At 42.3% G+C, this 12162-nt stretch carries 7 protein-coding genes; 1 reads left to right on the forward strand and 6 read right to left on the reverse strand.

Going from position 1 to position 12162, the window contains the following annotated elements:
- Positions 1-19: 19 nt before the first annotated feature.
- On the reverse strand, positions 20-2194 hold the full coding sequence (locus AB0756_RS31410) for a BAR domain-containing protein (protein ID WP_038082550.1): 2175 nt from the start codon (positions 2192-2194) through the stop codon (positions 20-22).
- 223 nt (positions 2195-2417) lie between these two features.
- On the opposite strand from AB0756_RS31410, the gene AB0756_RS31415 reads away from it, so the two are divergent.
- On the forward strand, positions 2418-3218 hold the full coding sequence (locus AB0756_RS31415; protein WP_137986595.1) for an SDR family oxidoreductase: 801 nt from the start codon (positions 2418-2420) through the stop codon (positions 3216-3218).
- Positions 3219-3641: 423 nt separating this feature from the next.
- Here AB0756_RS31415 and AB0756_RS31420 read toward each other — a convergent pair whose 3' ends face one another.
- From AB0756_RS31420 to crtB, 5 genes are all read right to left on the reverse strand, one after another.
- Complete coding sequence (locus AB0756_RS31420; RefSeq protein WP_038082549.1) at positions 3642-5822, reverse strand: hypothetical protein; 2181 nt, start codon at positions 5820-5822, stop codon at positions 3642-3644.
- A gap of 671 nt (positions 5823-6493) precedes the next feature.
- Complete coding sequence (locus AB0756_RS31425) at positions 6494-8656, reverse strand: GumC family protein (protein ID WP_038082548.1); 2163 nt, start codon at positions 8654-8656, stop codon at positions 6494-6496.
- A 100-nt stretch (positions 8657-8756) separates the two neighbouring features.
- Entirely contained in the window at positions 8757-10133 is a 1377-nt protein-coding gene (locus AB0756_RS31430; protein WP_038082547.1) for a polysaccharide biosynthesis/export family protein, read from the reverse strand.
- Between the two features lie 105 nt (positions 10134-10238).
- Positions 10239-10982 carry a cyanoexosortase B system-associated protein gene (locus AB0756_RS31435; protein ID WP_038082546.1) on the reverse strand — a complete coding sequence of 248 codons (744 nt, stop codon included), beginning with the start codon at positions 10980-10982 and terminating at the stop codon, positions 10239-10241.
- Between the two features lie 118 nt (positions 10983-11100).
- Positions 11101-12003, reverse strand: a complete 903-nt coding sequence (gene crtB, locus AB0756_RS31440; RefSeq protein WP_038082545.1) for a cyanoexosortase B — start codon at positions 12001-12003, stop codon at positions 11101-11103.
- Positions 12004-12162 lie beyond the last annotated feature (159 nt).

The following is a 12162-nucleotide window of genomic DNA, read 5'->3' on the forward strand; positions in this document are numbered from 1 at the left end:
AAGTCGAGTATCTGATTTCTTACAAAATATGATGGGCTATCATCGCCTTGTCTACTGAGTGAAGCCACTCCCGGCGCAATCGAGTGCGATCGCCAAGCTGTTCAAATTCATCATGCCAAACAATGGCTCTGATTTCTTCTAAAAAAATGCGCCATTCTGTCTTTGCTCCCTCAGCACGCAGTACGCGATCGACAAACTCTTCTACTATGGCAAATGCTGCTAGGCTGGGTTCGCATAACAGATCTTCTAAAGCTGTTTCACAATTGTATAAAGCTTCTGCATGCAAGGTTTTCAGGTTGGTGAAGATTTCTTTTGCAGAGGGAGATTTTGACAATTGCAGTGAGGTTTCGTCTGGTGTCAAACCATCTAAATGTTTGCGGATGCGGTGCTGGATGAGCCCACGATAGGAAATATCAAATTCTGCAAGGATTTCAAATCCTAACTTTAATTTTGGTAAAGATTCGGGTAACTCTTTGGCGATTTCATTCAAAAATTCATAACCTCTGGTTTCTGTCAGTCCCCCCAATCGTCCCCGCTCTATCAAAACTTCTGCTACTTGAGATTTAACTTTAAAAAGCAATTGCTTCAATCCGCTATCTAGGGCTAAGAAATGTTGTGACAGGTAGGCGCGAAGTTCGTTTAAGTATTCGTAGTAGGCGTTGGGATAGCCACCAACGCGATCGCGTCTTTTCTCAATCTCTTCTAAACTAGGGATAGCAGTGTCTGTACGACAAGCTTCAACAGCTGCTTCTACTTGCTGTTTAAAATGAATGTCTTGAGAGTTTCTTTGTTGTTTGAGATGTCTCAGCAGTTTTTCCAAACCACTGGTTACATCGTTCCACACACCGTCAAAAAGCTGTAAGAACAAGGGGAACCAATTGTCTTGTTGTACTGCTTCACCCAGAGCTTTGCGAGCTTTTTCTAATTCTGCGATCGCCCCATTTTGGAGTTGCATTAACCTGTTTTGGGAGGAAGAGGCGTATTGCTCATCTAATGAAGTAATCTTATCGGCTAAATAATTGAGTATTTCATCCAACACTTCACTTGCTGCATCTATATTGGCACAGTTAGCAGTCAAACAACGAACCACCTGCAGATGTTTTTCCATTAATGTATCTGCTAAATCCTGACAGTTGTTGTAATTATCCCCATTTTTTGACTCAGCAGTTGTCCGATTGAGAATCATGAAAGACCATAACTCAACAGGTAAATCTACGAGGGAAGCCCGTGCTGTATCGTACAAACGCACATCGACATCGGCCCAGTAGTCACCAGATGACTTTGGCATTCGCACAAAGAGGATACCATCAACTTCTTGTCCCAAAGTTTTCATCAGTCGTTCTTCATCCCCAACACCTGTATCTCCCAATCCAGGCATATCGACCAAGGCAATTTGTCCGACATCTTTGTTAGGAAACTGACAAACAATTTTTACTTCCCGCACTGCTAAATAGTTGAAAAAAACTCTTTGACCATCAGGGGTATCTTGAGCGACATACTCGCGAATTTCGTTACGAGAAATGAGGCGGGGTGAAGGTTCTTGTAAAAGATGGCGGTACTTATCGAAATGGGTATGGTATCGGCTCAAATGTTCGTACATCGCCCCCGGTTCCGCATATCCGGGAAGATTGTGAGGGAGTGGAGGTAGAGGATGAGCGGCAAATTCAGCAATTGCGATCGGTTTTGCACCCAAGTATAGCTTTTCGTAATAGGGAGCAATAACCTCATCTAAAAACGATCGCTCGGAGTGAAACCAGACTTCACCATAAGTTTCTACATTGGGATTATGATGAATGATGCTGCGGACACCCGTACAATGCTGCCTGTCTCCATCGGGAATTTCAGCAGCCGTCAGCCCTGTTAAGCTTTGTAGCAGGCGACTTTTTCCTTGTCTGGCTCGTCCCACAACTCCTATGTTGAGAGTGTCTCGGCAAAAACGCACTTTTAGCTTGTTTAAGACTTCTAATTCAATAGTGATGCTGAGTTGCAGCCTCCCCAAATCAATTTCTTTCAAACGCCCGATCGCATTTGCGTCTTCCACTCGTGCTAGCAATTCATTGCGATGGTTTTCAAGAGAACGAAGTGCAGAGGCGAGAGATTTTAAATTAGCCTCCACCCGTTCAATTTTTTGGGCTAGGGGACGTCGTTTTTCAATAATGCTGACAATTTTTTCAGCCCGATTTGTTGCGTTCATGTAAAAGCTTGTGTATATCAGTTGTTTTATCGAGAAAGGCAGAGGGCAGGAGGCAGGAGGCAAAAGGGAATACCAGGCAAGGGCTATAAGGATTCTAGCCCACGTAGGTGGGCTTCGTTTGTGCAGCCACAGACTTCCAGTCTGCAAGAGTTTTCAGGAATTGGCAAAGGTATTGTTATTTGCGATAGACTCTATATTATATGTAGTTAAAAATTCTTTTAACGTGACAGAAGATTTAGTACTGGTTGCTGGCGCTACGGGTGGGGTAGGTCAGTTAACAGTAGGCAAATTATTAGAGAAAGGCTTGAAAGTTCGCGTTTTGACACGCAATTCTACAAAAGCGGAGAAAATGTTTGAGCGCAAAGTAGACATTGCCATTGGTGACATACGCGATCCAAGTACTCTCCCCACAGCAGTACGGGATGTTGCCTATATCATCTGCTGTACTGGAACAACTGCCTTTCCTTCGGAAAGATGGGATTTTGAGCCGAAACCTAACTTAATTGAGTGGGCTCAGCTATTGCTTAACAGTAGCGATCGCGAAACAAGGGCAAGAAATAGCCCCTTACAAGTAGATGCACGAGGGGTCAGCCATTTAGTAGCAGCAGCACCCCGCAATTTGAAACGTTTTGTCTTCGTGTCTTCCTGTGGGGTTCTCCACAAATCTCAATTTCCTTACAGCGTCCTCAATGCTTTTGGTGTATTGGATGCCAAGCTTCAAGGTGAAGAAGCTATTATCAATTCTGGATTGCCCTATACTATAATCCGTCCCGGACGTTTGATCGACGGACCATATACTTCTTATGACCTCAATACTCTGTTAAAAGCAACAACAGCAGGCAAATATGGTGTTGTTTTGGGAACGGGAGACACATTAACAGGGCAAACCAGCCGTATTGATGTTGCTGCAGCCTGTGTGGAGTGCATTCAAAACCCTCACGCTGAAGGGAAAGCGTTTGAAATCATTAACAAAGGATCGAGACCTTCTGCGATCGACTGGGAAGGGCTTTTTGCCCAGCTTTAGGCTTCCTTGCGGAAATTACTACTTTGGATAGAGAATTTTCCGGAACTACCGAATGGGCAGTGGTAGATATTATCAGAGTAATCACTTATGTCTAAGCCTATAATTAGCCGAGGGCATTTAGCCCAACTATCATTATTACAAGCCCGGTCACTATAGATCGGGCTTTCGGCATTTTAATGCGATTGAAGTTTTTACACGAGCGCACGTTAATAAAGATTAAACTTTGTCTGAAGATTGGTAATATCCTATTTCTTCAAGTAATATGCGCCTAAGTTCGTCATTTTTTCTTTGAAGAAGCCAGCGAGAAAGTTTTAATATAAAATCTTTAAAAAAGAAGTTTAATTGCTGGGCTAAAAGACGTTGTAGTTGAGAAGCACGCGCATCTCAACTACAGACCAATAACCATTTCTGGTGCTGCTTTATTTAATTTGTAACTGCTGTGGGTTGAGCTAAATCAAGTACATCGCGTGATGTCAAAAGACGATCGCTTTCCTGGAGAATTTCTTGTTGGCTTTGTTCTCTGTCTTCTTGTAAAAAGATGCGCCACTCACGTTCTATATTTGTCCTGCGAAGGATGGTGTCAAAAAACTCTTCTACAATTGCATAAGCGGCTTGATTTGGTTCGCTGAGCAACTGCTTCAAAGTACTCTCACATTTACTGAGAGTTTCAGCACAAGCAATCTTGAGATTTAAGAGGACTTGTTCGGCGGAAGTCGATTTTGTGAGCTTGAGTGTTGCTGGTTCATTCGGAGTCAACCCATCAAGGGACTTACGGAGGCGATGCTGTATGAATCCTCGATAAGAAAGCTGATATTCAGCAAGTGTTTTAAATCCGTATTTTAGCTGGCTTGGTACCCCAGGAATCAGTTCGGGTGGTATTTGAGTGGCAACGGCATGAAGAAATTCAGTTCCTCGTTCTTGTGTCAAGCTCCCCAAACGTCCCTTGTCAATAAGTACTTTTGCTACTTGTGATTTGACTTTGTTGAGCGATCGCTTTAACCCTTCATCTAATAATAAAAGATGTTGTAATAAACGAGCGCGAATCTCGTGTAAATACTTCTCATAAACCACATGATAGTTTTTTTCAAGACTATACAGGTGTTCTATTTCTTGAATTGAAGGAATTCCCGTATCATTTCGATACGCTTGTAAAGCCGTTTCAATTTGCTTTTTGAATTCCAAATCAATGGACTCTCGGTTTTTTCGCAGTTCTTGAAGCAGCTTCTCAAGACCATTGGTCAAATCCCTTACAACTTCTTTGAACTGTATCTCAAATAATGCAGATTCCGGGGCATCTTGAGTTGCTAAATCTAGAGCTTTTACCACTTTATCTAACTCAGCATTAACTTTGCTTTGCACTATAGCTAATTTTTGCTGGCTCAACAAGATGTCTTTGTAACCTAATTCAAGATTTTTTTCCTCTATGGAATTTAGGGAACGTTCTAAAAGTTTGTAACTTTCTTGGCTGTTTGCACAGTTAGCTATTATGTATTCAGAAATATTTCTACTTTTATTGGTAATTTCTAATACTAAATCTTGACAAGTTTTTAAGTTATCTCGATAGGGTGAATGAGCTTCTGTACGATTGATTACCATAAGAGACCATACATGAGATGGTAAGTCAGCTATTGCAGCAAGTGTTTTTTCATATAAACTAATATCTACCTCTTTCCAGATATCTCCCATTGACTTTGGCATTCGTACAAACAAAATAGCATCAACTTCTTGTACTAATTTTTTGATAAGAGAATGCTCGTTGCAAATACCAGTATTCCCAAGACCGGGCAGATCCACAAAGACAAATTTTCCAACATCAGTGTTGGGAAATTTACAATAAATTTTTGCTTCTCTAACAGCTAAGTAGTTAAACAAGCTTTGCTGTCCGTAAGCTGTTTCTTGTGCGATATATTCTGGAATCTCATTTTTAGAAATGCGACGGGGAGAAGGTTGTCCGAGGAGATGACGGTACTTTTCTACATTGATGTGATACCTTACCAAGCGCAAATACATAGTTTCCTGGTCTACTTCTGAGGAAAAAACGCTTGGTAATAAAGGTAGAGTTTTGGCTGCAAATTCATCTATTGTCTTGGGCTTGAGCCCTAAAGACAACTTTTCATAGTAGGGATAAATAACTTCTGTAAGAAACGAATTTTCGGAGTAAAAATATACTTCTGCATAAGTTTCCTCCAAAAAGTTGTTGTGGATACTACAATAAACTCCCGTACAATGCTGTCTGTATCCATCTGGAATTTCAGCACTTGTTAACCCTGTTAAACTTTGTAATAATCGACTTTTTCCTTGTTTTGGTCGTCCGATAACGCCTATTTTTATTGTTTCTCGACAATAAAGTTCTTTAATTTTATGCAGTTTTTCTAATTCATGCCTAATACTTTGCTGTAGTTCTGCTAAGTTGTTATCTGGCAAAGTTTGAACGGTCTTTGAAACATGAGACGATGTTAACCACTGCTGGCGATTTTCTTCAAGGTTGTGTATCACAGATTCTAAAGATTGAAAATCTATCTCTGTACTTGTGATTTTTGCAGCCAGAGAACGGCGGTTTTCAAAAATATTAGTTGTGCCCCCAGTCTTAATTGTTGTGTTCATTTGTTATTTGTCAGGATTTTAGCTGGTTTTAGATTTCTTTGCATAGTTACTTTTGTCCTCGCCTAATCTATAAGCGAGTATTTCTCTCTTGAATAAATGCAGACCCTGAATTTCTCTAGGAAAATATTAAGTGTGAAGCCCTTTTATTTCTTAAAGCCGTATTTATACGATCGCGATACTTCATCTTTTATACTTTATCCTTTCCTCTTAGAACTTATGCAACCTCAATGATATTTTGAAGATTTCATATGTTGTAAATCTCCGAACCCCCCTTTTTAAGGAGGGCTATTGTATAAGCCCCTAATTCTTTCCACACCAACCGTGTTTTCTTATAACCTTTTTAACCTAAGATTTAAAGAAAAATAATTGGTCAGTAATAATTAATATTATTGTTAATTATTTTTACTTTTTTACCGATTGACTTTTATCCACTTCATCCAACGTAAGTTCGACAGACCTTACACTCACTCCCCCCTCACCTTTTTCTTAGGCTCAGCCAGGGAAAACCGTTGAGGTGGAGGACTCCTCTAGTTCCGGTAACTATCTGTCTCGCGAGGCTCAGCCTCGCAGACTTTATTCCCTGGCTCAGTCTGGGAACTCAGTAGGTAGAAGTCATTAAACTTGAAGATTAAGATTAACTTACCGCCACCAACTCGAGAGGAAAACGGGATTTATCTTCTTGCTCCGACTGAAAGTTCTTCTTCAGGGGGAGTGTTTGGTGGTTGTTGTAGAGCAGGAGGAGGTACGTTGACAACGATGTCTGCCCCATTGACAATTGTTCCCAACAGTGGTAGCTCTGATTCTGTTAATTGGTCAATAGCTTCAGTTAGCATATTTTCCTGTGTATAATTGGGTCGTGCTACGAGTACTATGCCATCACTATAAGGTTGAATTAACAGAGCATCGTTCGATAAGCTCATAGAATGGGTGTCTAATATAACAAAATCAAAGCGTTCGCGCACGTCTTCCATTAACCGCTTAAATTCGCTGGATTCGAGAACAGCAGCAGCTTGACGCACGGGACCGGGACTGGGCAAGATGTATAAATTTTCTATATCAGGTACTAGGCGGATACATTCGCTTAAACTAGTGTAGTAGCGTAATGGATCGACAATGGCGTCGGGGTCGGGGCTGACCTTCAAGGATGATGCACGAGAGGGCGATCGCAAATCAGTTTCAACAATCAAAGTGCGTTTTCCAGCTAGGGCGGAGGCGACTCCAAGGTTATAAGCGCTCGCAGTCTTACCTTCACTGCTAGTGGTGCTTGCGATTAACACGACCTTTAAGGTTCTACCACCAATCCGGCGCAGATTGCTGCGGAACTTCTCATAAAATTCCAGGTAGGGAGATTCTGGAGATAAGACAACTGGCAATGCTCCGGGGGGTAGATCGGCAACTGGCATCAAAGGCAATTCGCCCAAGAGGGGAACTTCGCGTTGTTTGAGGGTATCGCGGATATCTTCCTTGGTTTTGAAAGTTCCTTCGAGTGCTCCTAGCAAAAATATCACGCCACCACCAACGACTAGTCCCAGTAAACTACCCACACCTAAGGTAATGGCTGGATTCTTAGGTGGCGTCACTACAGGAAGTGCTACAGCTGGTCTGGCTATACCCAGGCTACTCACCGTTTCCGCTTCTGCTGTTTTGGCGTCGGTCAACTTCACCTGCATTTGGTCGTACACGGCTTTTTTCAGTCCGACTTCCTGTTCTAAGCGCGATCGCTCCAATTGCTTGTTTGGTATCAAAGCATACTCTCGCCGCAGTCGTGTCTCATCCTTTCCCAAATCTATTAATTGCTGTCGCAGCGTTTCCCGTTGAGTTTGCAAAGCCACCATTTGATTTGCCAGGTTTTGCCTTGCAGGGTCTAGGTTGCTTCGAGAACGAATGGATACCGTTCCTTGTAAAGGTGCTGCGCCATCAGGACCCCCGATCACCTCTCCACCACGTTGGCGTAATAGGTTTTCGTAAGCTTCTTTCTGACGCTGCAGCTGAATCATGGTTGGGTGGTCGGGTCGGAGATCTTTCCTGTAAACTTCTATTTGAGATTCCGTTTGATAGATTTGCGTTCGCAAGTTGGCAATAATCGGGTCTGCACTCAGAGCAGAAGAGACGTAAGCTTGGTTGACATTCAAACCCAATTTTTCTTGAATGCTCCGAATTTGAGCCTCAATTCCTGAAAGTGTAAGTTGAATTTGCCTCTGTTGAATTTGACTGCTAGTAATGGCGTTGAGCAAACTGCCATTTTCTGCTGCTAATATTGCCGGTCTTTCTCTGCGATCGTAAAGTTCTAGTTTGCGCTCTGCAACTTGTAAATCCCTTTTCGCTGCTGGTATGCGTTCGTTAACTTTTGTAATAATTGCGTTTAATCGCCTTGTATTGATCTCACCGCTTAAACGGATCATTGCCTCCATCAATTCTGCTAAGGTGTCCCTTGCTCGCTGGCGATCGCTATCTCTGTATCTCAATTCAATTGTCGTTGGTTGTTGTGCATCTGCTGCTTCCTTTGCTCTTTCAGGTAGTTTGAGGCTAACACTTGTCGCGATTTTCTTGGGACTAATGTTTAATTTTGTAGCGACAGATTCAACGATCTGATCTGACAGTAAAATTTCCTCACTGAGTTCTTGCCCTTGCAGGTTAATTTCAGTACCAGTTGTCGAAAAAGAAACTGGCGGACGAGCGTAGGTCAACGCACCATTTGCCATATAGGTAGGTGCTGGTTCTGGTTGCAAAGCCACCACCGTTGAACCCACTACAACCAAACCAAAACTGGCAATACCAATCCATTTATATTTATCAAAGGCGATGAGGTAGCGTTTAACAATCGGTGGAGTCATAGCAACATTTAAGAAAAACAGGTCGAGCTTGAAATTTTAGATGTGAGGTCCGATCTCCGGTCACTGTTAGCTCCTCACCCTACTATGTTATGCCAAACACTTAATCACGACCAAAGTCGTTAAAGAAGTCGAGGAAAGCATTGATACTGATGAAAGGACGGGTAATCAGACTGATAGCATTTGTAATTTTACCTATCAAGTTCCGACCTATTACGATGACATCGTTATCTTGAAGTGGTACATTCTGAGATGAGTCGCCTGAAAGTGCTTTTCTGGCATTGAGGGTTTGAGCAATAGCTCTACCGCGTTCCGGATCGAAACGAAACAGTTTGATCCCTCTGAGGTTAGCAGTATCAAGATTCACCCCTGCTAAGGCGTCTAAAAAATTACTCCCATTCGGTAGTGGTATTGTGACGATCCCTCCTGAGGCATAATTTAATACCCTGACTCTTATTTGCTGTACTGCTAAAGTTGAACGAGACACCAAGTTGCGATCGTAACCATCGTCTGCAGCAATTTCCCGACGGGGAATCACAATAGCATCGCCATCTTGCAAGCGTAAATTTGGTACCGAACCTCCATTTTGCAAGGGAGTGTATAGGTCAACATTTTGTGTAGCGACAGAACCATCAACCAAGCGCCTGCGTATTTGTACTTGTCGCAGGTCTGCCGTCATCGAAGAACCTCCAGCTAAGATTAAAGCATCCCCAACACGAGGAAGCCCGGAAGCAATAGAATAAATTCCCGGTCGTGTCACTTCTCCACTAATGGTAATTTGAACCGGACGCTGTGCGGCTAGGGATACTGACACAACTGGATCGACATAGATGCGGCTTGAACTCAGACGAATTTTTTCTTGGGCTTCATCCAAAGTTAAACCTTGCAAAGATATTGTTCCCACTTGTGGCACGATAATATTGCCTTCTGGGTTTAGTTGAGCCGTAAAGCTTAACTCCGGACGTTGTATCGTCAGAGCTAATGCCACAATAGGATCGACAACAAATCGATTTAAGCCAACACGAATTTTTTCTTGAGCTTGTTCCAAGGTCAAGCCTCTGAGTGAAACTGTTCCTAATAAAGGGACTACAATGTTTCCTTCAGGGTTGATGATAGCTTGAAAGCTCAGATCCGGAAAGCGTTGAACTGAAACAGCGATACCATCTCCCGGTCCCAAGCGGTACTTACCAGAAGGGCGCTGAATTAAAACGTTGACACCATCCCCCGGTCCTAAGAGGTAGCGGGTAAATTGAGGTGATACGCCATCGCTTAGAGATGGATCGACCTCAGGACCAGAGGGAGGTGTAGGAGGTTCAATTTGTCTTGGTTCTTCTAAAATATTCCTTGGAGGCGTAGTAGACGATCCTGGTGGTAACTCTTGAGTTGGGATATTCTGAGCAGCAACAGGTTGAACAGTTGCTGCTATTAAATAGACGCCAACATGAAGACCTATGAAAGATAGGGCGCTAAATATACGCATAAAATAACCAGGAACTGTACAAATTAGTGTGAGCGCTGACGAATTTTTATTTTACTTCTATACAAGACACAGCACCCTTTCTAAATAAAAATATCGTACAAAATCTTATTTCGACTTTAAACTTTTGACTTTTGAATCATTCAAAGGTCCTGACATTAAAACACCCTGGATTGATTGACCGATTGACTTCACCTCATTCCAAGTCTTTTCTACTTGTCCCAAAGGTTCCATCGGAAGGAGAATACAAACTGCTACCCACTGAGCGCGATGCTTGTGCCATTGTGCTGACAAATCAGCTAAAAACCAAGATATCTGTGATGCACTGCCACCAGTAGGCCAAGCATACCATTGCAAAACCGCAAAACTTTGTTTGTTTGCTGTTGCACGGAAAAAGTTTGCTTGTACCTTAATTTCGGTATTTGCAGAAGCCGATGCTTGAGGTGATGTGACAGTAAATTCAGCAGCACGATTTTGAGCAGTTTGCCACTGCCACAGACTGTCAATTTCTGTCCATTCTACTTGAGGTTGATTTCTAGGTCCGTTTTGTGGTAGCAATAACACAATTGCTTTAGTCTGCTGACCTTCTTTTTCAATGAGTTGGTAAGACCACTTGTTTGAGCCAATTTCTTGCTCCCGTTGTTCTACAGTTTTCCAGCCAGGAATAGATATTCCTGTTTTGCGTATCTCCTTCAATTCTTTGAGAGTCACGATTCTTGGTGGTTCGTTCCACTCCCAGCGTCCTTTTAGATAACCAGGAATAGCTCCTAGAGCCAACAGTACGAGCAGCAGTAACAGCACCACTACTTGGGAAAACTGTTTTTCCTTAATGAATTTGGAAAAGGAAGTCATCGGGTAAAATTCACAGAACTTGGTAAAATTTTAAGTCTTCAATTGGGCATTGGCTCTAGTAATATTACAGGATTTAGGTATGAGGGAATGGGGATTGGGAGGTTGGAGAGCACTCAGTTTACTCAGATACTCCAGTTTCCAGCCCTTTCTCTTTTGGAACTTCATGAAAACGCTCGTCGAGCCAATTTAAAGTGGGTACTAATGCTAGTAACATCAAAGCAGAGTAAAGGTCTCCACCCCAACTGTCATGTAACCATTGGAAAGCACCCTCTTGTCCCGTACCGTGAAAGAAAGTCAGTAACGTATTGCGAATAATATTAGCGCTGACACTAATGACAACGGCTGTAGACAAAAACCAAACTGTTGTACGGCGGGAAGATAAAGCACCAGTCCAGTAAAGTAGCATTAAGCCCACATAAAGAGTCGTAAACAACATTTTTAATCCCGCACAATAGGGCGCAACCTCCACAATTCTTCCATTTGTATATATATTGATACCATCGACAGTAACTGGTAAGCCAAACTGACTCAATATAAAACCTGCAGTACCAGCGATAAAACTTTGGAGCGGTAAAGTATAAGGAGCAACAAGATAAGGTAGTGCTGTTGGTGTTGCTAAAAACACTAGCAACAAAGGAAATCCTTGTAGTTTAAAGCCGGGAACTCCTTTTAACCACAAGCATATTCCTGCTAGGATTGCAGGGAATGATATGTTCACCCATTCACTAACACCGCTCAGATAAAAAATTGCCCCTACTATCAGTAAAAAAGCTCCTACGGGATGGGACATATTGGGAAGCCTTTGCCATCTCGAGCGATTTTTCCAAGCTAAGTAAGCAGCAAATGGAATCCCAATAATACCATGGCTAAAATACTCGTGTTCCGTACTAATATTTTTTCTGATCCAACCTTCCCACCACTGCAGTAAAACCGGAGCGTAAAGCAATACTAGAATAGCCAGTATTGCTAGGATTATCAATTGTGAGGAATTTGTTTTTTTTAGCTGACGATGAATTTGCATTTTTCTCTCTAGCTATTGATATTTGCTCGTGGCTTATGATTAATACACCATCAGCCATCAGCCATTAGCCATTAGCTATTAGCCATTAGCCATTAGCCATTAGCCACTAGCCATTAGCCATTAGCCATTAGCCATTAGCTATTAGCCATTAGCCATTAG

The sequence above is a fragment of the Tolypothrix campylonemoides VB511288_2 genome, from assembly GCF_045999855.1.
Taxonomy (GTDB): Bacteria; Cyanobacteriota; Cyanobacteriia; order Cyanobacteriales; family Nostocaceae; genus Scytonema; species Scytonema bouteillei_A.